At 64.4% G+C, this 26,736-nt stretch carries 29 protein-coding genes; 10 read left to right on the plus strand and 19 right to left on the minus strand.

Annotation, left to right across the window (positions count from 1 at the left end; translation table 11 throughout):
• Nucleotides 1-2,129 (minus strand): PPE family protein (locus A5636_RS11400; protein ID WP_065158744.1); only part of this gene is annotated, 2,129 nt, incomplete at its 3' end.
• A 722-nt stretch (nt 2,130-2,851) separates the two neighbouring features.
• Here A5636_RS11400 and A5636_RS26530 point away from each other — a divergent pair.
• Together A5636_RS26530 and A5636_RS11410 are read left to right on the plus strand one after the other, a co-directional pair.
• A complete protein-coding gene (locus tag A5636_RS26530; protein WP_065158745.1) occupies nt 2,852-3,268 on the plus strand; it encodes a hypothetical protein in 417 nt (138 codons plus the stop codon).
• A gap of 106 nt (nt 3,269-3,374) precedes the next feature.
• Nucleotides 3,375-4,538 carry an LLM class flavin-dependent oxidoreductase gene (locus tag A5636_RS11410; RefSeq protein ID WP_065158746.1) on the plus strand — a complete coding sequence of 388 codons (1,164 nt, stop codon included), beginning with the start codon at nt 3,375-3,377 and terminating at the stop codon, nt 4,536-4,538.
• A gap of 12 nt (nt 4,539-4,550) precedes the next feature.
• Here the strand turns inward: A5636_RS11410 and A5636_RS11415 are convergent, their stop codons facing one another.
• Entirely contained in the window at nt 4,551-5,018 is a 468-nt protein-coding gene (locus A5636_RS11415) for an SRPBCC family protein (protein WP_065158747.1), read from the minus strand.
• A gap of 48 nt (nt 5,019-5,066) precedes the next feature.
• Nucleotides 5,067-6,716 carry an ABC-F family ATP-binding cassette domain-containing protein gene (locus A5636_RS11420; protein ID WP_065158748.1) on the minus strand — a complete coding sequence of 550 codons (1,650 nt, stop codon included), beginning with the start codon at nt 6,714-6,716 and terminating at the stop codon, nt 5,067-5,069.
• A 319-nt stretch (nt 6,717-7,035) separates the two neighbouring features.
• Between A5636_RS11420 and lipD the strand changes: the two genes are divergently transcribed.
• Both lipD and A5636_RS11430 read left to right on the plus strand, forming a co-directional pair.
• Nucleotides 7,036-8,313: a lipase LipD gene (lipD, locus tag A5636_RS11425; protein ID WP_065158749.1), complete on the plus strand. Its 1,278-nt coding sequence runs from the start codon at nt 7,036-7,038 to the stop codon at nt 8,311-8,313.
• Nucleotides 8,314-8,410: 97 nt separating this feature from the next.
• Nucleotides 8,411-10,243 (plus strand): fatty acyl-AMP ligase, encoded by a 1,833-nt coding sequence (locus A5636_RS11430; protein ID WP_065158750.1) that lies wholly within the window; start codon nt 8,411-8,413, stop codon nt 10,241-10,243.
• A gap of 102 nt (nt 10,244-10,345) precedes the next feature.
• Here A5636_RS11430 and A5636_RS11435 read toward each other — a convergent pair whose 3' ends face one another.
• Nucleotides 10,346-11,113: an SDR family oxidoreductase gene (locus tag A5636_RS11435; RefSeq protein WP_065158751.1), complete on the minus strand. Its 768-nt coding sequence runs from the start codon at nt 11,111-11,113 to the stop codon at nt 10,346-10,348.
• 19 nt (nt 11,114-11,132) lie between these two features.
• Between A5636_RS11435 and A5636_RS11440 the strand changes: the two genes are divergently transcribed.
• Nucleotides 11,133-11,609 (plus strand): nuclear transport factor 2 family protein, encoded by a 477-nt coding sequence (locus A5636_RS11440; protein ID WP_065158752.1) that lies wholly within the window; start codon nt 11,133-11,135, stop codon nt 11,607-11,609.
• Here the strand turns inward: A5636_RS11440 and A5636_RS11445 are convergent.
• Together A5636_RS11445 and A5636_RS11450 are read right to left on the minus strand one after the other, a co-directional pair.
• A complete protein-coding gene (locus A5636_RS11445) occupies nt 11,606-12,349 on the minus strand; it encodes a DJ-1/PfpI family protein (RefSeq protein ID WP_065158753.1) in 744 nt (247 codons plus the stop codon). The genes A5636_RS11440 and A5636_RS11445 overlap by 4 nt on opposite strands.
• A 19-nt stretch (nt 12,350-12,368) precedes the next feature.
• A complete protein-coding gene (locus tag A5636_RS11450; RefSeq protein WP_065158818.1) occupies nt 12,369-13,319 on the minus strand; it encodes a GlxA family transcriptional regulator in 951 nt (316 codons plus the stop codon).
• A gap of 158 nt (nt 13,320-13,477) precedes the next feature.
• On the opposite strand from A5636_RS11450, the gene tpx reads away from it, so the two are divergent.
• The gene (gene tpx, locus A5636_RS11455) at nt 13,478-13,975 is read left to right on the plus strand and encodes a thiol peroxidase (protein WP_065158754.1); all 498 of its coding nucleotides are present in this window, start codon (nt 13,478-13,480) and stop codon (nt 13,973-13,975) included.
• Here the strand turns inward: tpx and A5636_RS26130 are convergent.
• The 5 genes from A5636_RS26130 to A5636_RS11475 form a co-directional block, all read right to left on the minus strand.
• Nucleotides 13,972-14,121, minus strand: a complete 150-nt coding sequence (locus A5636_RS26130) for a hypothetical protein (protein ID WP_155763766.1) — start codon at nt 14,119-14,121, stop codon at nt 13,972-13,974. The two genes, tpx and A5636_RS26130, sit on opposite strands and share 4 nt — an antisense overlap.
• A gap of 200 nt (nt 14,122-14,321) precedes the next feature.
• A complete protein-coding gene (locus A5636_RS11460; protein ID WP_065158755.1) occupies nt 14,322-15,275 on the minus strand; it encodes an NAD(P)H-dependent flavin oxidoreductase in 954 nt (317 codons plus the stop codon).
• Complete coding sequence (locus tag A5636_RS11465; protein WP_065158756.1) at nt 15,265-15,672, minus strand: NYN domain-containing protein; 408 nt, start codon at nt 15,670-15,672, stop codon at nt 15,265-15,267. Before A5636_RS11465 ends, A5636_RS11460 begins: the two co-directional genes overlap by 11 nt.
• A gap of 6 nt (nt 15,673-15,678) precedes the next feature.
• Nucleotides 15,679-15,933: a hypothetical protein gene (locus A5636_RS11470; protein WP_065158757.1), complete on the minus strand. Its 255-nt coding sequence runs from the start codon at nt 15,931-15,933 to the stop codon at nt 15,679-15,681.
• A gap of 88 nt (nt 15,934-16,021) precedes the next feature.
• Nucleotides 16,022-16,654, minus strand: coding sequence for a PE family protein (locus tag A5636_RS11475; RefSeq protein ID WP_065158758.1), 633 nt, complete (start codon nt 16,652-16,654; stop codon nt 16,022-16,024).
• A 226-nt stretch (nt 16,655-16,880) separates the two neighbouring features.
• On the opposite strand from A5636_RS11475, the gene A5636_RS11480 reads away from it, so the two are divergent.
• Nucleotides 16,881-17,786 (plus strand): NAD-dependent epimerase/dehydratase family protein, encoded by a 906-nt coding sequence (locus A5636_RS11480; RefSeq protein WP_065158759.1) that lies wholly within the window; start codon nt 16,881-16,883, stop codon nt 17,784-17,786.
• A 20-nt stretch (nt 17,787-17,806) separates the two neighbouring features.
• Here the strand turns inward: A5636_RS11480 and A5636_RS11485 are convergent, their stop codons facing one another.
• From A5636_RS11485 to A5636_RS11500, 4 genes are all read right to left on the minus strand, one after another.
• On the minus strand, nt 17,807-18,562 hold the full coding sequence (locus A5636_RS11485; RefSeq protein ID WP_081287731.1) for an SDR family NAD(P)-dependent oxidoreductase: 756 nt from the start codon (nt 18,560-18,562) through the stop codon (nt 17,807-17,809).
• A 79-nt stretch (nt 18,563-18,641) separates the two neighbouring features.
• Entirely contained in the window at nt 18,642-18,911 is a 270-nt protein-coding gene (locus tag A5636_RS11490) for a hypothetical protein (RefSeq protein WP_065158820.1), read from the minus strand.
• Between the two features lie 71 nt (nt 18,912-18,982).
• Entirely contained in the window at nt 18,983-20,431 is a 1,449-nt protein-coding gene (locus A5636_RS11495) for an amino acid permease (RefSeq protein WP_065158760.1), read from the minus strand.
• A gap of 161 nt (nt 20,432-20,592) precedes the next feature.
• Complete coding sequence (locus tag A5636_RS11500; protein WP_065158761.1) at nt 20,593-20,862, minus strand: EF-Tu/IF-2/RF-3 family GTPase; 270 nt, start codon at nt 20,860-20,862, stop codon at nt 20,593-20,595.
• Between the two features lie 56 nt (nt 20,863-20,918).
• Between A5636_RS11500 and A5636_RS11505 the strand changes: the two genes are divergently transcribed.
• Entirely contained in the window at nt 20,919-21,287 is a 369-nt protein-coding gene (locus tag A5636_RS11505) for a hypothetical protein (protein WP_065158762.1), read from the plus strand.
• Nucleotides 21,288-21,290: 3 nt separating this feature from the next.
• On the opposite strand, the gene A5636_RS11510 is transcribed toward A5636_RS11505, so the two are convergent.
• From A5636_RS11510 to A5636_RS11520, 3 genes are all read right to left on the minus strand, one after another.
• Nucleotides 21,291-22,499, minus strand: a complete 1,209-nt coding sequence (locus tag A5636_RS11510; protein WP_172827215.1) for a TetR/AcrR family transcriptional regulator — start codon at nt 22,497-22,499, stop codon at nt 21,291-21,293.
• 60 nt (nt 22,500-22,559) lie between these two features.
• Nucleotides 22,560-23,471, minus strand: a complete 912-nt coding sequence (locus A5636_RS11515) for a haloalkane dehalogenase (protein WP_065158764.1) — start codon at nt 23,469-23,471, stop codon at nt 22,560-22,562.
• Between the two features lie 92 nt (nt 23,472-23,563).
• Complete coding sequence (locus tag A5636_RS11520; protein ID WP_065158821.1) at nt 23,564-24,577, minus strand: NADP-dependent oxidoreductase; 1,014 nt, start codon at nt 24,575-24,577, stop codon at nt 23,564-23,566.
• An 87-nt stretch (nt 24,578-24,664) separates the two neighbouring features.
• Here A5636_RS11520 and A5636_RS11525 point away from each other — a divergent pair, with 87 nt between their 5' ends.
• Both A5636_RS11525 and A5636_RS25460 read left to right on the plus strand, forming a co-directional pair.
• Nucleotides 24,665-25,510 carry a class I SAM-dependent methyltransferase gene (locus A5636_RS11525; protein ID WP_065158765.1) on the plus strand — a complete coding sequence of 282 codons (846 nt, stop codon included), beginning with the start codon at nt 24,665-24,667 and terminating at the stop codon, nt 25,508-25,510.
• A gap of 167 nt (nt 25,511-25,677) precedes the next feature.
• Complete coding sequence (locus A5636_RS25460) at nt 25,678-25,884, plus strand: hypothetical protein (RefSeq protein WP_081287732.1); 207 nt, start codon at nt 25,678-25,680, stop codon at nt 25,882-25,884.
• Between the two features lie 15 nt (nt 25,885-25,899).
• Here the strand turns inward: A5636_RS25460 and A5636_RS11530 are convergent, their stop codons facing one another.
• Nucleotides 25,900-26,709 carry a glycoside hydrolase family 16 protein gene (locus tag A5636_RS11530; RefSeq protein WP_065158766.1) on the minus strand — a complete coding sequence of 270 codons (810 nt, stop codon included), beginning with the start codon at nt 26,707-26,709 and terminating at the stop codon, nt 25,900-25,902.
• Nucleotides 26,710-26,736 lie beyond the last annotated feature (27 nt).

The raw sequence follows: 26,736 nt of genomic DNA on the forward strand, positions 1-26,736 counted from the left end.
ATCGTCACCGGCGCCGTCGTGATATCGGGCAACACCAAGTCGCCCAACCCAATCGGATCGATCGTGAACCCCGGAATCGTAACAGGCGCCGTAGTGATATCTGGCAACACCAAGTCGCCAAACCCAATAGGATCGATCGTGAACCCCGGAATCGTAACCGGCGCCGTCGTGATATCGGGCAACACCAAGTCGCCCAACCCAATCGGATCGATCGTGAACCCCGGAATGGTAATAGGCTGCGTAGTAACTGCTGGCAGTGCAAACCCGCTTACGCCAATTGACGCCACGTTAAGGCCCGGAATCGTAAACGGGGGCAAAGTGAACCCGCCGACGGAGATGGGGGTAGTCAACGTATATGGGTCGACGGCGACGGTAGGCAGGACGAACGAGCCAACCCCTAAACTGCCGGAAATATCAGCGGGTACGGCGTTAAACGGCGCCTGGAGGGTAAGGACGTTGGTCCAGTAACTTAGACCGAACGGAACTGAAAAGCCGCTTACTCTGACGGTTGGCGAGACTATTGAATTTGACCAACCTATTGCAGGCAGGGTGAACCCTCCCGTGGATATTCCGGGCACGTAAATACTCGGAGTTGTGATCGCAGGCAGATTGAATCCACCGATACTGGTACCCGCTGGGATGGTAATCGGCGGAATCGTCAGATCAGGAATCGTCAACACCGGCAGATTGAACGCACCCAACGCCGTCCCGGCTGGGATGCTGATGGGCGGTATGTCAATCCCCGGGATGCTGAGCGCCGGTAGGTTGAATGCGGGAATGGTGGTGCCGGGTATCTCCAGGGGCGGAATGGTGATATCGGGCGTGGTGATCAGGAAGTGCACGCTGCCCTGGTTCACGCCTCGATAGAAGACCCCGTTACTGGCTTGGCCGGTGTTGAACACCCCGTTGTTCATGTCGCCGAAGTTCAATAGGCCGGTATTGATATTTCCGACATTCAGGAAGCCGGTGTTGGCGTTGCCGCCGTTGAAACTACCGGTGTTCGACCAGCCCGGGTTGAAGTCACCCATGTTGAAGCTGCCGACGTTGAAGTTGCCGGTGTTTGCATCACCTACGTTGAACAGGCCGGTGTTGAACGACCCTACGTTGAGGAAGCCGGTGTTGCCCGAACCTGAACTCCACAATCCGGTATTGAAGTTGCCGGCGTTTCCGATACCGAAGTTGCCGCTGCCCGAATTGAAGAAGCCGATATTCCCGTTACCGGAGTTGAACAGCCCGAAATTTCCGGTGCCCGAGTTGAGCCCGCCGATACCGATCTGCCCGTTGCCTGTCAGGCCTATGCCGATGTTGCCGGTACCGGAGTTCCCGAAGCCAAAGTTGCCGACGCCGATGTTGCCGAAGCCGAAGTTGTTGTCGCCCCAGTTGCCCAGCCCGAAGTTGCTCAGGCCCAGGTTTGCTGCCCCGACGTTCGAGGTGCCGGAATTACCGAACCCGATGTTCAGGTCGCCGAGGTTGCCCCAACCCGTGTTGCCGCCCCCGATGTTGCCGATACCCAGGCTGATTGCGAAGGCACGGTCCGGTATGACAACCGGAGTAGCGGCCGCGCCGGGAACCCCACCAGCGCCAGGGACTCCAAGGACCCCGGCCACCGCCTCAAGCGGCGCGGCGAAGGGCGCTAGCGCCGAGGCCACCGCGGATGCCCCGGCATGGTAGGCGGACATCGCGGACACATCCAGTGCCCACATCTCCTCGTAGAGCGCCTCCGCCGCGGAAATCGCAGGTGCGTTCTGCCCGAAGATGTTCGAAAGGACCAGGGAGACAAACTGATTGCGGTTTGCCTCGATCAACGCGGTGGGCACTATCGAGAGCCGGACGGCCTCGAATTCGGCCGCCAGGACATTGGCTTGTACCGCCGAGTGCGCGGCCTGCGCCGCCGCCGCGCTGAGCCACCCGGCGTAGGGCGTCGCTGCCGCCGCCATCGCTGCCGCTGCCGGCCCCTGCCAGGCTCCGTTGACCAATCCCGATGTCACAGTCCCGAAAGATAATGCAGCTGAAGCTAACTCATCCGCTAAGTCTTCCCAGGCGGCAGCCGCCGCCAGCATGGGCTCCGAACCCGCACCGGCGAGAATCAGCGCCGAGTTGATCTCCGGGGGCAGCACCGAAAAATTCATCGTTCGAACCTCTCTCAGACGGCGTGATGCCGATGACATCTCGCGACAACCGGAGCTCCCCCGACCCCACGGTTGTCGTCAAGCTGATGTTGTACCGGGAAAGCTACGACGGGATTGGGTTCATTTATCGAGATTTATTAAACCGTGACCTGACCGTTATTGGATCGTTATATTTTTGCACCTGTCATGACTAATTACTTTACAAAGACATGTTGGAGCAATAGTTCCACCAGATTTGTCAAGGTCAGGTCATCGGCACGCAACGATACCCCGTTGCTCTCAACGGGATTCGAGACTCATTCTTGCCCGCTACCGGCGGAGCAATAGCGCCCGAATCGTGACGGCTCCGGCTTTACAAAACATCCTCACCCGCAAAACGAATGGACGTACACGATTCACGATTGCATTACCAGGCCAGAAGCAATTGTGCGCTTTCAACGACCCGATCCTGGATTCCGATTTCGGGCGACGACCGGGCAAAGCGTTGCTCATGACGCGGTATCGACTGGTCACCGAACTCATCGACCGGCCCATCGAAAACTCGACCAGAGTGCCCGTCAGAGGGCGTCGCGTCGACGCCGGTAGGGCGGTGCCCTGAAGGTCCCACTGAGCATCAACCGACACCAGGCAACGCACTGCCGCACGAGTTTCCACCCATAGATATAGGGGTATGCGACCCCCGCATCTTTGAGACGCGCCTGACGAAAGTGGAGATTGGTGAGATGAGAACTCAAGCTAGGACCGCGTTCGCGGTGTTCGGCGGCGGCGCCATGCTGTGCATGGCTGTTGCTTGTGGCGGTGGCGACAACAAGTCACCGAGCAGCAGCACCACACCGTCGTCGACGACGCCGACATCGGTGAGTACGACTCTGCCCAGCGGTGCGGTGCCTTCGGAGACTGCACCGGGCGGCAGCGGACCCGGCGGCGGCGGCGGACCCGGCGGCGGCGGTGGCGGCGTTCCCGGCGGTCCCACCGGCGGTGGCGGACCCGGCGGCGGCGGTGGCGGCGTTCCCGGCGGTCCCACCGGCGGTGGCGGACCCGGCGGCGGGGGCGGCAGTATTCCTGGCGTCGGCGGCGGCGGTGGCGGACCCGGTGGCGGTGGCGGATGCGTCGGCAACATCTGCGGCAGCATCCCGTGATCGCACAACGCAACTGATTACAGACAAGGGCCGGGGCTCACCCGGTCCTTGTCTGCTTTTCGGTGGGGTTATGGTTCGGTCATCGCCGATCGCAAGGGGGCCCCACATGGCGAAGCTCAGGTTCGGATATTTCATTGCCCCGTTCCACCGGGCCGGCACCAATCCCACGCTCGCATTGCAGCGTGACCTGGAATTCATCGAACACCTCGACGCCCTCGGATTCGACGAGGCTTGGATCGGCGAACATCACTCCGCGGGCAGTGAGATCATCAGCTCACCGGAGGTCTTCATCGCCGCAGCGGCGCAGCGCGCCAAGCGAATTCGCTTCGGGACCGGAGTAATCTCGCTGTCGTATCACAACCCGCTCTGGGTCGCTGACCGGCTGATGCTGCTGGACCACCTGACCCAAGGCCGCATCATCGGGGGGGTCGGCCCCGGTTCGCTGCCCACCGATTCGGCCATGATCGGGCTGACTCCGACCGACACGCGAGAACTGCTCGAGACCAATCTCGACATCGTCGTCCGGCTGCTGGCCGGCGAGACGGTTTCGGCGAAGACCGCCACTCACCAGCTCTACGACGCGAAGCTGCAACTCGCGCCCTACACCGACGGCGGCGTGCCGTTGTCGGTCGCGGCCGTCGCCTCGCCGACAGGAGCCAGGCTGGCCGGTAAGCACGGTATCGGTCTGCTCTCCATCGGCGCCACGCTCGTCATCGAAGGGTTCGACGCGCTCGCCTACCACTGGGGAATCGTCGAGGAGCGCGCAGCAGCGTTCGGCACCAAGGTCGACCGCAGCAACTGGAGCCTGGTCGGGCCGATGCACATTGCCGAGACAGACGAACAGGCCCGTGCCGACGTGAAATTCGGCATCGAGTCGTGGTTCCGTTACTTCCAGAAGGTCGCCGCGTTCCCCCAGATGACCATGCCGGGGGACCAGGTCGACGAGATGATCGACATGATCAACGGCAACGGCGCCGGAGTGATCGGCACGCCCGAGCGGGCCCGGGAACAGGTGCAGCGATTGTGGGATCAATCCGGAGGTTTCGGGTGCATGCTGCAGATGGGTCACGAGTGGGCTAACCCGGCGGCTACCAAACGGTCAGCCGAACTGTTTGCCGCAGAAGTGATTCCGCACTTTCAGGGTCAGGCGCAACCGACCCTCGATGCAGCCGCGCGAGCCGGCCACGTGCGTGACGACCTGGCCGCGACGCAATTGCAGGCCATCGACCACATGACCAAGAAGTACCAGGACGAGGTCGAGTCGAAATAGGGTTCGGGCAGGCTATCGGGCGGTACCGGACTCGCGCTCGGCCGCCTTCACCAGCTTTCCCGCAAAGAATTTGACCGCTCCGCCCATCGCCGCGCGTGCCGCAAGTCCGGTGCCGGGGGCCTTCTCGACGAAGGACCCGCTCCAGCTGATCTCGGTGCCGCCCGAGGGCGTCGGTGTAAGCACTACTTCGGCGATGTAGTCCTTGACGGGAGTACGGGGCCCGACCAACTTGTACACATGGCGGCGGTCCTGCTCGTACTCGACGGTTTCCTCCTGTACGAACACCGGCCACATTCCCAATTTGCGGATCGCCCCGACACCACCCGGGGCCGGGTCACCCTGGCGGACCCAACTCGACGTGGCGACGATCGGCTTGGCCCACGCCGACCAATTTCCCCCGTCGGTCACCAATCTGAACACGGTCGCCGGAGGCGCACTGGTGGTCTTGTTGACTCCGAACGAAAATTTCCGACCCGACATTGCTGCTCCCAAGACGTGATTACTGCCCGAGTGATGTTGCCGCGTACCCTACCGCGCGGTGGGTGGACGCCCGTTCGGCCGCTGCGATACGCCAAGTAGGCGACCTTCGGACAGTTGCAGCCAGCGGTCGGGATTGAGTTCCTCCAGGAACCGCTGATCATGGCTGACCACGATGAACGCACCCTGGTAGGCGGCCAGAGCGCTCTGCAGTTGAGCCAGGCTGGGCAGGTCGAGGTTGTTGGTCGGCTCGTCCAGCAGTAGCAGCTGCGGCGGCGGCTCGGTGCTGAGCAGACACGCCAAAGTGGCGCGCAGCAGTTCACCGCCGGACAGCGTGGCCACCTGTTGCCGGGCGCGCCCACCTGGGAAGAGGAAGCGCGCCAGACGCGTCCTTCGGTGGGTTTCGGGCATCGTAGGGGCGAAGGCGGCCAGGTTTTCGGCGACCGACAACTGCGTATCGAGGAGATCCAATCGCTGCGGTAGGTAGGCGACTGTCCCCCGGACAACACAAGTTCCCTCGGCCGGGATCTGGCCGCAGATAGCCCGCAGCAGAGTGGATTTGCCGACGCCGTTGGCGCCGGTCAGCGCGACGCGTTCCGGGCCCTGGATCGTCAAATCGATGCCCGCCGCGTCGAATACCGGTTCACCGTCGAGCCGTACCTGAATGCCCGCACCGGAAAAGACCGTCCGCCCGGGCGGCACCCTGGTTTCGGGCAGGTCTACGACGATCGCCGCCTGCTCGCTCAGGGCGCGGCCGGCCTCCGCGACGCGTACGCCAGCCGCCTCGATGCGCGCTGCGTGCACCTGATCGGCCCTACCCGCGGACTCCTGCGCGCTGCCTTCACGCTTGTCCAACAACGCTTTTGGCAGACCGAGTTGCTGCCGGTTGCGCACCGCGTTACCAGTACGGCGAGCAGCACGCTCGCGCGCTTTCTGCCGGTCCCGCTGCTGACGCTTGAGGTCCAGTTCGGCGCTGCGCAGCTGCTGCTCGGCGATACCGCGCTCGTGTTGCAGCGCCTGCTCGTAGAACGCGTAATCGCCACCGTAGCTGCGGATTCCGTTCACGCTCAGTTCAGCGATGCGGTCCATGCGCTGCAACAGCAGCCGGTCGTGGCTTGCCACCACCACACACCCCGCGTAATCGTCGAGCACGCGGTATAGCCGGTCCCGACCGTCGGCGTCGAGGTTATTGGTGGGTTCGTCCAGCAGCAGCACCTCGGGCCGCCGTAGCAACTGTGCTGCTAAACCCAGGGTCACGATCTCCCCACCCGAGACGCTGTCCAGGCGGCGGTGCAGCTCAAGATGCCCGAGGCCTAACCGATCCAACTCGACCGTTACCCGGTCGGCGACGTCCCAGTCGTCACCAATGGCGGCGAAAATCTCCTCGCGTACGTTTCCGGCGGTCAGCGCCTCCAATGCAGCCAGCGCCGGAGCGACTCCGAGAACGTCGGCGACGGTCAGATCGGCGGAATACGCCAGTTGCTGGGGAAGATAACCAAGCGATCCGCGCACCGAAACGCTTCCGCCGTCGGGTTGATGGCGGCCGGCAATCAGTTCGAGCAGTGTGGTCTTTCCTGCACCGTTGGGTGCGACCAGGCCGGTGCGTTCGACGTCGAAAACGCACGACAAGCCCTCGAAAACTCGAGCGCCATCCGGCCAGGAGAAAGACAGGTTCGAGCAGACAATTGATGCGCTGGACATGGCAGGTCCTTGAATTGCGAAAGGATGCAAAGGATGCAAAGGATGCAAAGGATGCGAACGGATACGAAAGGAGTCGACAACGGTGCGAGCCGAGCTCACGCGAAGATGTCGTTGCTCCTGTCCATGGTCGCTCTCCTATCAACTCCGGGCTTCATGTCGCAATTGAATTTCCCGCCTCGGGTTCCACGCGCCGGTACACACCGCACAAACACGACCCGCAAGCTCTGGCCGAGGCATCGGGCCGCGTGTGGGTGTAGCAGCGCGCCGGCAAACAGATCGCCATTCCCATGCGGGTGGGGGAGCTGTAATCATTCACGGTATGGCGCAACCGTCTGTACTCACCGCTGATGATGGGCTACCTTCCGGCGTACAGGGCGCCTGCGACTCACGTTTCCTGAACGTGATCCGCGCGTTCGCCGGGCTGTACCCCGGACGCCTGTTCGGAGGTGGGGCGTTGTCGGTCTTCATCGACGGCCGGCAGGTGGTCGATGTCTGGACGGGCTATTCGGACCGCAAGGGTGAGGTGCCGTGGACCGCCGATACCGGTGCCATGGTGTTTTCCGCGACAAAAGGTCTGGCGGCCACCATCATTCACTTGCTCGTCGACCGCGGCCTGCTCGCTTATGACGAGCCGGTCGCCAGCTATTGGCCAGAGTTCGGGGCCAACGGCAAGTCGGAGATCACCGTCAGCGACGTGCTGCGGCATCGCGCCGGTTTGTCCCACCTCAAGGGCGTGGACAAAGACACCATCATGGACCACCTCCAGATGGAAGAGCGCCTGGCCGCGGCCCCGGTCGATCGCGGGCACGGCAAGATGGCCTACCACGCCATTACGTATGGGTGGCTGTTGTCCGGTCTGGCCCGGGCGGTGACCGGCAAAGGAATGCGGGAATTGTTCCGCGAAGAACTGGCCCGCCCGCTGAACACCGACGGTCTACACCTCGGTCGTCCGCCGGCCGAGTCACCGACCCACGCTGCGCAGACACTGCTGCCGCAGGCGAAGATCCCGACGCCGTTGCTCGACTTCATCGCACCCAAGGTGGCGGGGCTGTCGTTCTCCGGACTGTTGGGATCGATCTACTTCCCGGGCATCATGTCGATGTTGCAGGACGACATGCCGTTCTTGGACGGTGAGCTGCCGGCGGTCAACGGAGTTGTCACCGCGCGTGCGCTCGCCAAGACTTACGCGGTGCTGGCCAACGACGGCGTGATCGACGACACGCGACTGTTGTCGTCGCAGGCCGTGGCAGGCATGAAGGGCAAGGCCGAGTTGTGGCCGGATCTGAACCTCGGCCTTCCGTTCACCTACCACCAGGGTTACCAATCCTCGCCGGTGCCAGGGTTTCTGGAGGGCTACGGTCACATCGGTCTGGGCGGAACAGTCGGCTGGGCAGATCCGGAGTCGGGTAGCTCATTCGGCTACGTGCACAACCGTCTGTTGACGCTGCTGCTCTTCGACGTCGGTTCGTTCGCCGGGCTGGCTCCACTGCTGACCAGTGCCGTCACCACCGCGCGGAAGGAGGGACCGCTGGAGGTGCCGCACTTCGGCGCGCCATTCTTCGACCCCGACGAGCACGAGCCAGCCGCCGGGGAGTGACCGCGCCGTCCTACCGCTCCTGGGACAGGACCGCTCCTCGAAAGGGCCCGCTCGTGGCTTTTCCGGACGACCGGCGGGCGGTTTATAGACTGCGGTCATGAATGGCGGCACCCGGTCAGGGCGGGCGGTGACAGAAGGTCTGCTGCAGATCGAGGACTGCCTGGACGACGACGGCAACATCGTGCTGCCACCGGAAACCACGCTCATCTCCTTGATCGACCGCAACATCGAGCACGTCGGCGACGAAATCGCGTATCGCTTTCTGGACTACACCGGATCGGGTGAGGGGCGTGCCCTCGAAGTGACGTGGGAACGGTTTGGGGTCCGGCTGCGCGCCATCGCTGCGCGGATCCAGCAGTTGGCCGGTCCCGGTGACCGAGTCGCCGTCCTGGCGCCGCAGAGCATCGACTGGGTCGCCGGCTACTACGCGGCGATCAAAGCGGGCACGGTCGCGGTGCCGCTCTTCGCCCCGGAACTGCCCGGACACGCGGAACGACTCGACACCGCGCTGCGGGATTCGCGGCCGTCCGTGGTTCTCACCACCACCGCGGCCCGGCCCGCCATCGAGGACTTCCTGGCTACCCTGACCGACCTGCGCAAGCCGGATGTCCTCGTCATCGACGAAATACCCGACTCCGCGCAGGAATTGTTCGACCCGGTGCACCTGGACATGGACGCCGTGTCGTATCTGCAGTACACGTCGGGAGCGACCCGGCCGCCGATCGGCGTGGAGATCACGCATCGGGCGGTCGCCACGAACCTGGCCCAGATGATCCTGTCGATCGACCTGCTGGACCGAAACACCCACGGCGTCAGCTGGTTACCGCTCTACCATGACATGGGTCTGTCGATGATCGGCTTCCCCACGGTGTACGGCGGCCACACCACGCTGATGTCGCCGACAGCGTTCGTGCGCCGGCCGCAGCGTTGGATCCAGGCCTTGTCCGACGGATCGCGGACCGGTCGCGTAGTAACCGCGGCACCGAATTTCGCCTACGAATGGGCAGCCCAGCGTGGACGACCCGCCGATGGTGACGACATCGACCTCGCCAACGTGGTGTTGATCATCGGTTCGGAGCCGGTCAGCATCGACGCGGTTACCGCATTCAACGATGCGTTCGGGCCTTTCGGATTACCGCGCACGGCATTCAAACCGTCCTATGGCATCGCCGAAGCGACGCTGATGATCGCCACCATCGACCACGACGCCGAGACGTCCGTCGTGTATCTGGACCGGGAGCGCCTGGGCGCGGGACAGGCCGTCCAGGTCGCGTCCGACGACCCCAACGCGTTCGCTCAGGTGTCGTGCGGACACGCGGCCCGAAGCCTGTGGGCGGTGATCGTCGACCCCGATTCCGGTCGGGAAATCCCCGACGGACGGGTGGGGGAAGTGTGGTTGCAGGGTGACAACGTCGCGCGTGGCTACTGGGGGCGGCCCGAAGAGACACGCCTTGTCTTCGACGCCAGACTGCGGTCGATACTTCCGCACGGCAGTCACGCGGACGGCGCCAGGGTTGCCGGAAAGTGGCTGCGCACAGGCGATTTAGCCGTGTACGTGGCCGGTGAAATCTATGTCGTCGGCCGTATCGCGGACTTGGTGACCATCGACGGCCAGAACCACTATCCGCAGGACATCGAGGCCACCGTCGCGGCGGCGTCACCGATGGTGCGACGCGGATATGTGACGGCTTTCGCCGCGCCCAGCGGTGACGGTGAAGGGCTGGTGATCATCGCCGAGCGGGCGACCGGTACCAGCCGCGCCGATCCGGTGCCCGCTATGGACGCCATCCGCGCGGCGGTGCGGGCACGGCATGGTTTGTCCGTCGCCGACGTGCGCTTCCTGCCGGCCGGGGCGATTCCCCGCACCACCAGTGGCAAATTGGCGCGGGTCGCCTGCCGTGCCGCCTACCTCGACGGGACCCTGCGATGACGGCAACCCCAACGCTCCCGGACCCGCCCGTCCGGACCCAACCGCCCGGCATTCGGCCGGGCGCATGTGCCCACGGGAACACCTCGGACCGGGCCGCGCGGCTCAGGGACAGGTGTATCCACCGTCGATCACCACATCGGAGCCGGTCATATAGCTCGAGGCCGCGCTGGCGAGGTAGAGATACAGGCCGGTGAGTTCCTCGGGCCGGCCGATGCGCCCCATCGGTATCTTCGGCTCCCATTGCCGGTGGTACTCGGCCAGAGGCTCGACGAGTTCGGTAAGGATGTAGCCCGGGCTCACGCTGTTGACCCGGATGTTGTGCGGCGCGAACTCCACTGCCATGGCCTTGGTCAGATGAACAACCGCCGCCTTGGAGGTGCAGTAGTGGCCCACCTGCTGCGGGATGTTGATGATGTGGCCCGACATCGATGCGGTGGTGATGATGGACCCGCCACGGCCCTGGCTGATCATGGCCCGGGCGCAAGCCTGGGCGGTCAGGAAGACGCCGGTCACATTGGTGTTCTGGATGCGCTCGAATTCTTCCAGCGACATCTCCAGCATGGGCGTGTCCGAGACGATGCCGGCGTTGCAGACGGCGATGTCGATCCCGCCCAACTCCGCGGTCACCACGTCGACCATCGTGGTCACCTGGTCTGGACGGGTGACGTCACACGAGATGGGCACCGCCCGTCCACCCGCCGTCCCGATCTCGTCGGCCAAGGCCGTCAAAGCATCCAAATGCCTTGCTGCGACTGCTACTTCGGCGCCCGCCTCAGCGTAGGCCAGGGCAACTCTCTTGCCGATGCCACTGGATGCGCCGGTCACCAGAGCGGTCTTGCCGTGCAGGTCAAACAGGTCTAATACGCTCACACGCTCTAGTGTGTCCGGTATGGGCAAGTTCGCCAAAGCAGAGATCGAAGAAGCCGTCAATCACTACACCAAAGTTGCCGAAGGGTGTTCCGCGTCAGGTAACTGGAGCCCCTTCGCCGACCTCTTCACCGAAGATGTCGTCTACACCGAACACCACTACGGCGTCTTCCACGGTCGTGAAGCGGTCCGCGAGTGGATCGTCGACGTCATGGCGCCGTTTCCACACATGCGGTTTCCCTCGGAGTGGATCGCCTATGACGAGCCCAACGACGCCGTGGTCATCATGATCAAGAACCTGCTGGACCATCCGACGGACCCGAACGGGGAGCCGTTCTGGTTCCCCAACTGGACCAGATTGGTTTACGCCGGCGCTGGATTGTTCTCCAGCGAAGAGGACATTTACAACCCGAATCGCGATGCGCCCAAGGTGATTGGGGCGTGGATGCGGGCAGGCGGCAAGCTCGCCACGGACGCGATTCCCGGCTCGAAGAGCTAAGCGGACGAACTGACCGGCCACCGCCTGCGCTTTCGCGCGCGGGCCGCCGAGATCGCCTGCTTCCAGGCGAGCAGGGTGGCGGCGGTTAAATTGGCCGGCTTCAGGCTGTCCTTCGACAGCAGGGCGGTGGCGGCCGCCTTGGTGGTGGCCGACGCCTTGGACATGTGCCCGCAGTCGAAGGGTGGCTGCGGGTCGTATTCGATGGCCAACTGAATCGCTTTCGCGCGGCCTGGACCGCACATCTGTCCGGCGAGCCACAGCGCAAGGTCAAGGCCAGCCGATACCCCGGCGCTGGTAATCACCTTGTCCTGGTGCACAATCCGCTGATCGCCCACCGGCACCGCGCCGAATGCCTTCAGCGCAGGAAGCGCGATCCAGTGCGATGTTGCGCGCTTGTCCTGGAGCAGTCCGGCGGCAGCCAGGATCACTGAACCCGAGCACACCGAGGTAGTCCAGCGGGCGGTCTGGTGGGCCTGACGCAGCCAGTCGAGCAGCTTCTCGTCACGTGCGTGTACCGGAGTCGCCGGGCCGCCGGGCACGAGAATCACGTCCGGCGAAGTCGTTTCGGCCAGGGAGTGCGTGGCACCGAGAACCAGCACGCCGGAGTCGGCGGTGATGGGTCCGGCTTCGTGCCAGACGAACCGCACCTCGGCGTCCGGCAATTGGCGCAATACCTCGTAGGGGCCGATCATGTCCAAAGCAGTGAAGCCCGGATAGGCCACGAATGCGATCTGGGTCATCGTTGTGCTCCTCCTGGAACTAGGCGAAAGCCTTGCGGTATTGGTCGGGGGCAATGCCGACCCGCCGGATAAAGTTGCGACGCATCGTTTCCGCGGTGCCGAAACCGCAGCGCGAAGCGATTGTCACCACGGTGTCGTCCGTCTCTTCCAATTGCCGACGCGCGGCTTCGGTCCGAATTCGTTCCACGTACTGGCCGGGTGCTTCACCGACCTCTTCGGTGAACACCCGGGTGAAATGACGCGGGCTCATCGCGGCGCGGCGGGCCAGGTCGTCCACGCTGTGCGCCCCACCCGGTTGGGCTTCGATGGCTTCCTGAACGTCACGGATGGACGGCCGTTTGGCTCTGGGCATCCACACCGGCGCGGCGAACTGCGTCTGACCACCGGGGCGGCGCAGGTAGAGCACCAGCCAACGGGCGACCGTCTGCGCGACGTCGGTGCCGTGATCGTCTTCGACCAGCGAGAGCGCGAGGTCGATCCCCGACGCCACACCCGCTGCGGTCCAGATGTTTTCGTCGCTGCGGATGAAGATCGGATCCGGATCGACCTCGATGTCGGGAAATTCCTCGGCCAACCGGTCGGCGAAGGCCCAGTGAGTGGTGACGCGCCGGCCGTTCAGCAGTCCCGCTTCGGCGGCCAGGAACGCTCCGGTACACACGGTGACCACGCGTCGCGCCGACCGCGAGACGGCTTTGATCCAGTCGATGACGTGCCGGTCGGCTCGGGCGTTGTCGACGCCGGCGCCGCCGGGCAGGATGACGGTGTCCACTGGTTCTCGAGGGTTTGGGAGGGCGGCGGCGTAAAAGCGCAGGCCGGTCGGGGTGCTGACGGGTTGGCCGCCGACGGAGCTGACAAGCACGTCGTAGCCGCCTTCGGTCAGCATCGAAGCGCCGGTGAAGACCTCATAAGGTCCCACCAGGTCGAGCGCCTGCACACCGGGAAAGCCGACGATGACCACCTTGCGTGTCATGAGAATAGTGTCAGCCACCGTTGCCATGGCGTCCACGCCACCTAGCCCACGGATTAGGACATGGCCGAACATGGCCGTACATGGCCGTACCAAGGGCATCGGGACTTCGGCCGGACCCGGGCAAGAACATCAGAGGCGGGGTTGGCAGACTGTGTTGCATGGCACAGATAACCTTGCGCGGAAATGCGATCAACACCGTCGGCGAGCTGCCCACTGTCGGGTCTCCCGCACCTGCCTTCACGCTGACCGGCGGCGACCTGGGCCCGGTCAGTAAGGACCAGTTCGACGGGAAAGCTGTGCTGCTGAACATTTTTCCGTCGGTGGACACCCCGGTGTGCGCGACCAGCGTGCGCACCTTCAACGAGCGGATCGCCGAAACGGGCGCGGCAGTGGTGTGCGTCTCCAAGGACCTGCCGTTCGCGCTGCAGCGATTCTGCGGGGCCGAGGGCATCGAGAACGTCAGTGTGGCGTCGGCGTTCCGGGACAGCTTCGGTGAGGACTACGGCGTCACCCTGGCCGACGGCCCGATGGCGGGCCTGCTGGCCCGCGCGGTCGTGGTGATCGGACCCGACGGCAACGTCGTGCACACCGAACTGGTGCCGGAGATCGCTCAGGAACCCGACTATGACGCGGCGCTCGGCGCCCTCAAGTCCTAGCCCGGTAACGTAGCGCAGGCCACCGCACGGAGCTCGAGCGGCGGTTGGGCGGTGACCGGGCAACCGGCGAGCATGAACGCACCGATGACCGTCATCAACAGGCCCAAGGCCACCCGAACCGCCAACGTGCGCTGCTTGTCCGTCATGGGCTGCTCCTGGGTAGCTTGATGCGGAATGTTTGCGGAATGTTAGCGTCGCGACGCCCTCTCCGGAACAGCAGACGCGAAATTATCGCGAAGTTCTTATTTTGCGCTGGACAATGCGAAAGCTATTGGCTACTAGGGTGTTTCGTGTCAAATGTGTTGACGACGAGCGATGAATAGCCGAACCCAAGCGGCGGACACCGTCAACGTTCGCCCACGAACCGGCCTGCGGTGGCGGCCAGCACCTGCTGGCAGCCGGCCCACATGCCCGCAATGATGTCGGCGGCCGGTGGCAGGTCCTCGATGCGGCCGGCCACCTGACCCGTGTTGGCGACGCTGGCGTCCATGTCGCCGTCGAAGTAGAGCCGCTGAACCCGTTGCAAAGCGGCCCCGCCCTGTTCGAATGACGCAGCGGCGTCCAGCCTTTCCGCGGCCGGCGTGCGAATCACCCGCATCATGCGCCGGCCGTCGAGGGGGAGTAGCACGGTGGATGTTTCGTCCGCACCCACGACCGCTTGCTTGAGGTTGCCGTGCACGGGCGAGTCGGCCGAGGCGAGCAGTCGGGTACCCATCTGCACCCCGTCGGCGCCGAGCACGAGCGCCGCGGCCATCGACCGGGCATCGCAGATGCCGCCTGCGGCGACGATCGGGACGTCCACATGCGCCGCCACCAACGGCAACAGCACCATGGTCGAGGCGCCGAACCGGTTCTTGAATCCGCCTCCCTCGACACCTTCGACCACCAGTCCGTCCACCCCGGCATCGACGGCCTTGCGGGCCGCGGCCAGAGTGCCGACGACGTGGAACACCGTGATTCCTGCGTCGTGGAGGCGCGCGGTGAACAGCGACGGGTCACCCGCCGACGTCGTCACGAAGCGAATATCGTTGGCTACCAACAGGTCCACCACGGCGGGATCCCGGTTGAACAACAGGGCGATATTTGCCCCGACAGGCCGGCTGGTGAGTGTGTGCACCCGCTGCACGTCGGCGCGGCCCTGCTCGGAGGTGGTTTCGATGATGCCCAGCGCGCCCGCGTTGGACACCGCCGCGGCCAGTTGGGCACCGGCGATATATGTCATCGGTGCCTGAAGGATCGGAATGTCTACCCGGGCCAGCGCGCACAGCCGATTTACCCCGGACTCTTGGTCAATCGACATGTCGTCCCAGCGATCCGGGATCGCGCGGATCGATTAGGTCGCGAAAGCCCTCGGCCCGGTGTACCGACGCGCCGAGGCTGCGCACCCGTTCGCTCAACGTCCGATCTGATGTCACCACACGGATTTCGCCGGGCTCGGGGTCTGCCCGCACCAGCCGGACGATCTCGTCGTCGGCCGAATTGGCTGCCGCCCGCGGCGCGTACGCCACCTCGATCGCCGATGATCGCAGCGGAGTCGAAGGCGGGCGTTCGAAAACCACAGTCACCTGTTCACCGGAGCCGCCACAGGCCCATGCGTCGAGTCGTTCCACCAGGGTGACCATCGCGCGCCGCCGGTCCTTCCACCAGCCATCCGGCCGGCTGCCGATCACGTTCATGCCATCGACGATCCAGCGCACGTCGCGTCAGAACCATCGACGCCTGCGGGATCGCCGCTGATTGACGGCGGCCTCTTCCAACGCCCCGAGCGCATTGATGACCTCGAGCTGCGACAGGATGAGCAACCCGTTGAGCTGCTTGAGCCGTTCCGGGTTGTTTTCGATTGCGTCTTGATCGTCGACATAGATGCGTAGAAAGTCGCGCAGTGCCTTACTGCCGGTCATCCGCTCGGGCACCTTCATTTGCCGCAGGATGGCCGCCATGTCGGGCTCATCAGTCACAGAACCGCTCCTTCGGGATTGAGTGTCAGCGTTAGCGTAGGAGACCGCACCGGGACGCCGGGCGGCCTGGGCCGAACACCCGGGTCACTCAGAGCAGACCGAACGGCCGGTCTTGATCCTCGCGCTGGCCATCGTCCTGATCGTCGGCCGGTCCAGTGGCCGACGCCAGACTCGGCTTGGACGCGCCACCGGCTGACGTTCCCGCACCCATGCCGCTGCCCAGAGGTGCCGCGCCACTCATCGCGGAGGACCCGGCGTTCGCGCCCGCCGATACAACCGACGACGACGGCGCTTGTGCCGCTCCGGCCACTAACGGATTACTTGCCGACGCGGCCAGTTCGCTTTGCAACGCGGCGGCACCGAGTCCGGCGGCGCCATTGGATGCGGATGCCGACCCGAGCCGTGACATCGGGTTGGCGCTGAAGAGCAGGGCGTTGGCGGCGCTGTCGTCAGACTCGCTGTACATCCTGGAGATGTCGGTCAACGTACTCCCGGTCCGCATCAGTTCCTCTTGGGCGGCGGCGTTCGACGCCAACATCGTCGCGGCCTCTTGGGCAAACGCCATCACCGCCTGCGCGGAGACCTCTTCACCGCCCGCCGGGATCAGCCCGCTCAACACCGACATCGCCGCCGTCGAACCGGCGCTGATGCCCTGGCTGCCGATGTCGACCAGTTGTGACCCGATGTCACCGGCGGCCGGGTTGTGGGACATGGAGTCCATTGCCATCTGAGTGTCGCTCCTGTGTATGTGACCGCGCTACCGCCGCAACGTTCGTTCCGGCGATCCTGCACAGCACATCAATTCTAAGGTCTGGACAGCGCACCGAGAGCACCTTTTCTCAATGGCGAGCATTCCCGACGGCTAGCGCAAGCGATCAGGCACAGCCGGTGCGAGTCGGCGGGCGGCCAGGTCCGTGGCCCCTTCGTTAGCCGCCTACGATCAGCACATGCGCGACTCGAAGATCCTGATCACGGGGGTGACCGGACAGGTAGCCACCCCCGTCGCCCAGTCCCTGGCGGCCGACAACGAGGTGTGGGGCATCGCCCGGTTCACCGACGGCGCGGCCCGCAGCGCCCTCGAGCAAGCCGGCGTTCGTTGCGAGACAGTCAATCTAGCCGCCGGCGACTTCACCACCCTGCCCACCGACTTCGACTACGTGCTCAATCTCGCGGTTGCCAAGAGCGGGAAATGGGACAAAGACCTGGCCGCCAACGCAGAATCGGTCGGGCTACTGATGGCACATTGCCGGGAGGCGAAAGCCTTCCTGCACTGCTCGTCTGCGGCCGTGTACGACCCGCCCGATGACGCGCTACGCACCGAAGGCGCCGCGCTCGGCGACAACCACAAGCCCTTGTTCCCCACCTACTCGATCTCCAAGATCGCCGGCGAGACAGTGGCTCGTACCACCGCGCGCATCCTGGGATTGCCCACCACCATCGCCCGCTTGAACGTGCCGTACGGCGACAACGGCGGGTGGCCGTTCTACCACATGGAGATGATCCTCGGCGGCATTCCCATCCCGGTCCCGCCCGGCGAACCGGCCCGCTACAACCCGATCCACCAGGATGACATCATCGCGACCATCCCCAAACTCCTTGCCGCGGCCTCGGTTCCGGCGACAACGGTGAACTGGGCCGGGGACCAGATAGTGAGCATCCAGGAATGGTGCGGATATCTCGGCACGCTGATCGGCCGTGAGCCGACGTTCAGCGAGAGTCCACAAGCGTTGCGCGGCAATCCCGTCGACGTGACCCTGCTGCGCGAACTCATCGGCGGTGGCAGCACGGTCGGTTGGCAGGACGGGCTTAGGCGGATGGCAGCCAAATTCCACCCTGAACTGGTGAGTGCATAGCCCAGAGGTGGGTCATGGCATCACATCACCGCGCCACCGTTGACGCCGAGCACCTGGCCGGTGATGAACCCGGCTTCGGGCGAGCATAAGAAGCCCACCGCGGCTGCGATGTCATCAGCAGAGCCCATGCGGCCCAGCGGTATTCGTTGTGCCAATTGCTCTGGCGGGCCGAGTCTGCCTTCGGCCTGCCACTGCCGGGACATCGGGGTGTCGATGCTGGACGGTGGGACATTGTTGACGGTGATGCCATGGGCCGCGTACTCGTTCGCAAGCGATTTGGTCAGTGTGATGACGGCGCCTTTGGCGGCGGCGTAGTGAGCCATGTTGGGCGAACCCCGTTGCGCGCTGGAGGAGGAGACCATCACCACCCGGCCCCACCGGGTGGCGACCATGTCCGGCAACGCGACCTGACAACAGTGGAAGGTGCCGGTCAGGTTGATGTCGATGATTTCCGCCCACGACTCGACGGTGATGTCGGCGAACGGCGAAAAGGCCGCCTTGCCCGCGCTGGTCACCAAGACTGCTACCGGACCCAACTGGGTTCGTACCTCGGCGAAAGCGGCTTCGACGGCGGGTCGGTCACGTACATCCACCTCGCCACCGATCGCGGTGACATCCTGCTCGCCCAGGTCCGCCGCGACACGTCGTGCGGCGTGCCCGTCGATGTCGAGGACTGCGATTTGGTGCCCTCGACGACCGAGCTCATGACAGATGGCTTCGCCGATTCCCGACGCACCACCGGTTACCACCGCGATGGGATCCTGTTTGACCGACAACCTGGTACCTCCTCTGCCAACACTCTTGCCAACACTCTTGCCAGCATTCCTGCCAACCGCTGAATCCTTCCAGGAGCGCTCAAACCGGGTCGGACTGTTCCCCCTTGTAGTAGCGGGTCAGGAACCCGGTGGCACCGACGGCGGCGACGACACCGACAACCGCCGTGAACACCAGGTTGAAGGCTATTGACGCGGCGAACCAACCGAACGTCATCGAGATGTAGAGCATCCAGAGCAGCCGGAAGAAGGACCCGGCGGCCACGACGGCCAAGCTGATCCCGATCCACAGGCTTCGCTGCCGGTCGACACGACGGATCTGCTGTCCAATGCTGGCGGGGACGATGTTCACTGCTGTGTTCCTTTCGCGGGGCGACGGCCTGTTGCCGTCGCCGTTGCGCCCACCACACATCCGCAGCACGGCTACCGATCCCAATCATCTTCGTCCGCCGGTATCTGGGTTGTTCGGTTCATCTGCGCCTGGAACGCCCGGTAACGGTCGGCACTGCCGGGTTTGCGGCGAACGACCAACAGGCCCGCCGCCAGCACGACAAACCACGCGGGGAACCACATCAACCCGACCGCGGTTTCCGGTTCTGTTGACAGCGTCCAGATTACGAACGCGAAGAACGCGAGGATCGCCCAGCACATCGCCCTGCCCCCGGGCATCTGGTAGATCGACTCGGCGTGCCGCGCGGTATGCCGTCGACGGTATGCGAGATAACTGATCACGATCATCGCCCAGACGAACATGAAAAGCAGCGAGGCGACGGTGGTGACGATGGTGAAGACGCCCATTACCGAGCCGCTCGCATAGAGCAGGGGTATCGAGACCAACAGCAGGGGAGCGGTGACCAGCACAGCGTATCCGGGCACACCGCCGCGGTTGAGCCGGGTAAACAGGGCAGCGGCACTTCCTTCGCCGGCGAGACCGAAAAGCATACGCCCGGTTGAGAATACGCCAGAGTTAGCCGACGACGCAGCCGAGGTGATCACCACGAAGTTCACGATTGAAGCCGCGGCGGCGAGCCCCGCCAACGCGAACATGGTCACGAACGGCGACTCGCCACCGGCGAGATGCCGCCACGGCACCACGGCCAAAATCGCCAGCAGCGCACCGATATAGAAGATCGCAACGCGCATCGGAACGGCATTGATCGCGCGGGGGAGGGTACGGCGCGGATCAGCCGTTTCGGCTGCGGCGGTACCGACGAGTTCCACACCGACAAAGGCGAAGAAGGCGATCTGAAACCCGCCGACCAGTCCCATGAATCCGGTCGCGAAAAATCCGCCGTCGTTCCAGAGGTTTTCCACTGTCGCGCGGTCTCCGTCGGGTGAGACGAAACCGGTGGCCACCAAGACCACCCCAACGACAATCAGTCCCAGGATTGCGACGATTTTGATCAGCGCGAACCAGAACTCGATCTCCCCGAAGTTGCGGACGCTGAAAAGGTTGACGGTTACGACCGCTACGACTGTCGCCAATGCCGGTATCCAGAACGGTAGCTCCGGCCACCAGAAGCGGGAATAGCCGACGATGGCGACGATTTCTCCGGTGCCGGTGACAACCCAGGCGAACCAGTAGGACCAGCCGACGAAGAAACCCGCGGCTGGTCCGAGCAGGTCGGCCACGAAGTCGACGAAGGACTTGTAATTCAGATTGGACAACAGCAATTCGCCCATGGCTCGCAGCACGAAAAAGACGAAGAAGCCGATGACGGCATAGATCACGACGACCGCTGGGCCCGCCTGGGTGACCGTCCGCCCGGATCCCATGAACAACCCGGTGCCGATCGCGCCCCCGATCGCGATCAACTGTATTTGCCGATTGGACAGCTCGCGATGCAGGTGGGGGACGCTGCCAGTCGCCATGCGACGACAATAGAGGCCGCGGCCGCGGGCAGGCGGCAGTTCGTCACCCTGGCACATCGGTCCTTAACGAGGCGGCAAACGACCGGCAAACGACTTTGCCGTGGGCCGCGAGCGTGCAGTCCTGAAAACCCTAGCGGGGCAGCGTTTTCAACTAACTTCGACTAAGTCAGGAAGGCGACCGTCGAGGTGATGACGTCTCCGGCGGCCAACTCGTCCTTGGCGAGCTTGGACAACAAGATGCCGATGTTGTCACCGGTGGTAGCGGTGTCCACCTTCTTGCGAAATTGCTCGATAGCGTCGACCCGCACCGCCGGCCCGTCGTTGATCCGCACCTGATCGCCGACGCTCAGTTCTCCGTATTCCACTCGGCCGGTGGCCACCGCACCGCGGCCGCGGATGACGAAGACGTCCTGCACGGTCATGCGAAACATGCGCTCACGTTACCCGGCGCGGGTCGAAGAAAGCCGCCCTCCGTACGCTCACCCGTGTGGGCTGGTTCGGCAGGGTACGGAGAGCTAGTGCGGGCCAGCGGGTTACCCGGAACGACGAGCGGCGGGCGCTGAAAACCCTTACCGAACTCAATGCGCTCAACGCCGCTCGGGATCGGCTGATGCGGGACGGGCAAAAAGGAGTCGCCACCGTAGTGGCGATACGCGAAAATGTGGCAATTACCGCACTGGGCACCTGGCATGAGCTCGTGCTCGACGTGCAACTACCGGACCGCGACGCATACCGGGCCACGCGCCGCGTCGCACTTGAGCTGTCGACAGCCCCGCACATCACGGCCGGAGCCGAAGTACCTGTGCGCGTCGACCCGCAGGATCCCTCCACTGTCCTGGTGGTCACCAGCCCGTAATCGTCAGTGCCGGCCAGACTCTCCGGTGAGGGCGCTGCCCAGCACGGTGATTCCCATCAGCCGACGGAGCACAGCGTGAGCCCGCTGGTCCGGAACCGGGCAGAGCAGCCGGCCGATGTCCACAGCGAGCGCGAAGGCGGCGTGCACCGCATACCTAGCCCGACCCAGCGTGAGCTCCGGTCTGGCTGCCACCGCGAGGCGGGCCCAGGACTCGACGGTGGAGCGCTGAATGTTGTACAGCATCACCGCGTCGGCATCCGGGAGATTGTGCCGCTCGGTGAAATACACGTGGGCCAGTTCGGGATTGGCCAAGGACCGCGCCACGTAGGCGTCGATGAGGCCGGTCAAGGCCGAATCGGGACCGCTGTTGAGGGCGAGGACGGTGGACAGGTCGCCGGACTGTTGGTCCGCGGCCCGCCGGTAGGCGACCGCGAGGATGTCCGCCTTGCTTGGAAAGAACTGGTAGATCCCAGCTACCGGTATGCCGACCGCGGCGGCGATGTCCTCCATGCTGGTCGCGCGGTAACCCCGCTCGTGGAACAAACGCATGGACTCGTGAAGCAGTAACTCATAACCACCGGCGGATCTGGTAATCGCATGTGCCCGTGGGCCTTTCACTCGACGAGTCGAGCGGTCGGGAAGGTCGGCATACAGCAGCGCCCGGGTGATGTCGGTCAATGTGGCGCGAATTTCGCCCGTTGCCAGGCGCGATCGATGATCGGTGATGCTGCCGATCACGCTCAACGTCGCCGCCGACAAGATCCATCGATCGCGCGATGGGAGTTGCGGTCGAATCTCCATCAGCGGACGCTGCAGTCGGCGGTTGACCACCTTGAGTTGGTTCGCCAGCGCGGTCTGATCATCGCCGTGCAGGTAGCGGCCCTCCCACCGGTAAAGACCTCCGGCCGTACGGTTGATGATCGTGATGTCGATCAGGGCGCTGATCAGAGCTTCCAGCCTCTGTTCGGGGAGCACCTCAGCAGGCAGCCCGTCCGCGAATGCCGTGGCGTCGACGAGCTGCTGGCCGAGCGTAAGGACGGCATCCCGGAACAGTTCGTACTTTCCCTGCGAGTGCCGGTAGAGTGCCGCCGCCGAGATCCCTACCCGCGACGCGATGTTCTCCATGCTGACCGCGTGGTAGCCGAGCTCGCTGAAGGCGTCGGCGGCGGCCCGGGCGATCTGGGCCTTACGGTCCTTCGGGCGCCGCTTCACATGATCCGCTGAGGAGCGGCTCGCCGGGGGCATAGAGTTCACCGTAGCGGCGCGCCTACCTCACGAAACGCTTGCGTCATCGCCGAGTCTGGTGAGCAGTTCCCCAGCGAGCTGCTCGCCGCGGTCTTCCTGCAGGAAATGCGCCGCACCTTCGATCCGAACTTGCTCGCCCGCGGTGGGGATGAGTTCACAGAACAGGGCACCGGACTTGGGGTAGGGGAACACCGCATCGCTGTCCGAAAACGCAACCAGCGCAGGCTTGTTCCAGCGGGATAGCTCATCGGTGATCGTCTTCATCTGAGCAGCGCCGGGTGCGTCTTCAGTGATCGGCACCAGCAGTGGGAACTGGGCGGCGCCGGCCTTGGACTCCGGAGTGGGGAACGGCGCGTCGTAGGCGGCCACGACGTCGTCGGGTAATTCGGTAGTAGTAGCGCTCTGGATCACGAAGCCAACCGGCAAATCCGGATTCTTCTCCGCGAAGTCGCGCCAGGCCATGAAACCCTTGGACACCCGGCCTGTGAAGAGACCGGTATTCATCACCATCAGAGCGCCTACCTGGTCGGCATGCTCGACGGCCCAGCGCAGCCCGATGGGGCCGCCCCAGTCCTGGACGACGACGGTTGCCTGGCGCAGGTCGAGGCCGGCGAGCACCTTGGCGACCACCTCGCTGTGTCTGTCGAAGCTGTACCAGCGCCGGTCGGTGGGCTTGTCAGACCGGCCGAACCCGGCATAGTCGGGAACAACAACCCTGCGCCCGGCGGCCACGAGCGGCGGAAGCATCTTGCGATAAAGGTAGGCCCAGGACGGCTCGCCGTGGAAGCACACCACCGGCAATCCGTCGCGCGGTCCTTCGTCCAGATAATGCATTCGCAAGCCGTCCACCTCGACGTAGTGAGGCTCGAACGCGTACCCCGGGAGGTTCTCGAAACGTGCATCGGGGGTGCGGAAGACCTCCGGGATGGCGGGATTCATAGCTGCCTCCATTGACGAGTCGGCCTGCGCCGAACGTAGCGGATATCTGGCCTGGGCAGCAGAATTCCTGACGCCTATGCCGAAGCCTGCCGCTAAGCGTTGAGTTTGACCATCAGCTTGCCGACGTTTTTTCCGTCAAACAGCATGTTGATCGCGGTCGGCAATTGCTCGAAGCCCTCGACGACCGTCTCCAGCGGCGTCAACCGACCCTCGGCGATCAAACCGCCGATCTCGCTGATCGCCTCCGGAATACGGCCGAGGTGGTCCAGCACGATGAACCCCTGCAGCGTCGCGCGTTGGACGAGCAGGTTGGCGAAGGCGCGCGGCCCGGGCGGAGGCTCGGCGTCGTTGTAGCCAGAGATCAAGCCGCACAACGCAACACGTGCATTGACATTCAGGCGCGCGAAGATCGCGTCCATGATGTCGCCGCCGACGTTTTCGAAGTCGACGTCGATGCCCTCAGGTGTCGCCGCGGCGAGTTGAGCGGCCCAGTCCGGGGCTTTGTGGTCGACGGCCGCGTCGAAGCCGAGTTGCTCGGTCAGCAGCGCACACTTCTCGGGGCCGCCGGCGATCCCGACGACGCGGGCGCCGTCGGCCTTGGCGAGCTGGCCGGCGACCGAGCCGACCGCTCCCGCAGCTGCCGAGATCACCACCGTCTCACCGGGTTTCGGCTTGCCGATGTCCCGGATACCGATCCAGGCGGTGAGCCCTGTCGTTCCCAATGCCCCCATGTAGGCACTTGGCGAGACACCGTCGGCGACCTCGACCGGCATCAACATCGTCGCGTCCGACGCGACGACGTATTCCTGCCAGCCCAGTAGACCCTGCACTGTCTGGCCGACCGGGTACTTCGAATTCTTCGATGCGATGACCTCGCCGATACCGCCGCCTCGCATGACTTCCCCGATCTGCACCGGCGGCAGATAGGAAGGGACGTCGTTGATCCAGGCCCGGTTGGTCGGGTCGAGGGAGATCCAGTCGACGCGGACCAGTGCCTCACCGTCGGCGATGTCGGGTATGGGTTGCTCACTGAGTTCGAAGGTCTCGGGCCCGATGCGCCCAGTCGGGCGTTCGCGCAGCAGGAAACGACGGTTCCGGTCGGCCATGAGCGAACGGTACCGCACCTGATATCAGCGCGAGAGGCTCCGATCGCGACCCGCAGTGTTGTCGCCGACGGGTGCTATAACGCACGCATGTCGGGCACTGATCACGTCATCACTCACGTCTCCGATACCGCTCGGTGGACGGCGGTGCACCGGGCCACCGAATCTGCCCGCCCTGATGCCTTGTTCGATGACCCACTCGCCGAGCGTCTCGCAGGTGAGCAGGGCCACGCGATCGTCGCCCGCGTTCCGCGCTCGACCCGCAACGGGTGGTGGCTAGTCGCGCGCACCAAGCTCATCGACGACGCCATTCTTCGAGCTATCGCTGACGGTTGCGACCGGGTACTGAACCTCGCCGCAGGTCTGGATACCCGCCCTTACCGCCTGCCCTTGCCCGCCGAACTCACCTGGGTGGAAGCTGACTTGCCGCCACTGCTGGCGGAAAAGACGCAACTTCTCGCTGACCAGGCCCCGCGGTGCCGGCTGACGCGCAACGCCGTCGACCTCGCCGATGCGGACGCGCGCGACGCCTTCTTCGAAGAAGCGCTCGACGGGGCCACGAAGGCGCTGGTGCTCACTGAAGGTCTGTTGATGTATCTCGACGAACGCGACGTGGTCGCGCTTTCAGCGGCAATCAAACGACCCGAAGTGGCTTGGTGGATGCTCGACTTCGCCGGTCCGGGGTTGAAGAAAATGATGAACAGGAAGATGGCCGGCATGTTGCAGAATGCGCCGTTTCGTTTTGCGCCCGACAACGGCTTGGCGTTTTTCGAACATCTCGGATGGCGCGTTGCGCAGGCCGAGTCGCTGCTGGTCGCGGCCCGCCGATTCCGCCGTCTGCCACTGCCGATGCGGGCGGCGGCCCTGCTGCCTCAGCCCGATCCGCGACGCCCCGGCCGCAGGCCGTGGAGCGCGGTGACTCTGCTGACTCGGTGATCGTGCCCCGCATATCGGGCCGGGATCATCGTTGGGTAACGAATTCACGGCAAATTCTCATCTTGAGACACGGTTAGGTCTCAGCTTTGCTGGGCATCCTCAGTTACACAGCTTAGAACCACACGGTTGTGGCCTTCGTTATTCAAATCTGAGAGGAGTTGACAATCGTGGCGAATTCTTCAGAGGCGAAGGTAATTTACCTGCAATCCCATCCTCGGTGGGCTGCCGCCCAGCGCCGCGAACGCCAACTTCACGAGGCGATGCGCAGGCATCCCGCACATATCGGCAGGCAGCGCGCCGCTGCGGCGGGCGACACTGTGCCCGGTCGCGACCGCGGCTTCGGTCTGTACTCGACCGGAGATACGCCGGCCTAGCGCTTTTCCCACTCGCTACCAGACCCGCACGTAGTCGACCAGCATCTGCGCGGGGTAGGTGCCGGGTCCGGGATCACCACCGCCGGAACCGGCAACGGCGAGATTCAAGATCGGGAAAAGCTGGTAGCCGGGGTTGTTGAACGGCCAATCCGCCAGCGAATTCGCCGGAACGTTGAAGTAGGGCTGCGCCCCGTCTGTGTAGTCCTGCCAGAACCGCATCCCGGCGTCGTCCCATTGGACTCGCCAGGTGTGCCACGCACTGTCCAGCGCGAGGTTGTGCGTCTTCCATTCCGAGCCGTTGGCCTTCGCGTGCACGGTGGTCGCCGCGGGCCACTTGCCGTTGCCGTACCACTCGACGATGTCGATCTCACCCTGCGCGTCACTGGACAACCACCATGCGGGCCAGCACCCGGCGGTAAGACAGTCCAGCTTGATGCGCGCTTCCCAGGTGTGGCCGATGCCCCCTTGCCACGGGCTGAAGATCTTGCCGCCGTAGAAGGTATTGCCGTCCTTTGCCGCGCGGATGACCAGATTCGAGTTGCCGTCCACGAAAACGTTCTGGCGGTCGTCGCGGTACTGGCCGACGTGCTCGGGTAGCTCCCAGTACGTCGGGTCCTTGATGGTCTCGCGGGCTTTCGACACCGTCCATTTGGACGGGTCCGGTGCCGAGCCGGCCGGCCCGTCGAATTCGTCGTGGAAGATGTACGGTCCCGATGCGCCGCTGGGCGCCGCTGAAACCTTCGGTGCGGGGGCCGCGGCCAGGGCGGCAGCCCCGGTCATCAGCCCCGTCAACATGAGCATGCGACGACGATCCATTTCAGGCATTAGCAAGCGACCATAGCAGTCACGCCG

It is taken from the genome of Mycobacterium asiaticum (genome assembly GCF_001673315.1).
In the GTDB taxonomy this organism is placed as follows: Bacteria; Actinomycetota; Actinomycetes; order Mycobacteriales; family Mycobacteriaceae; genus Mycobacterium; species Mycobacterium asiaticum_B.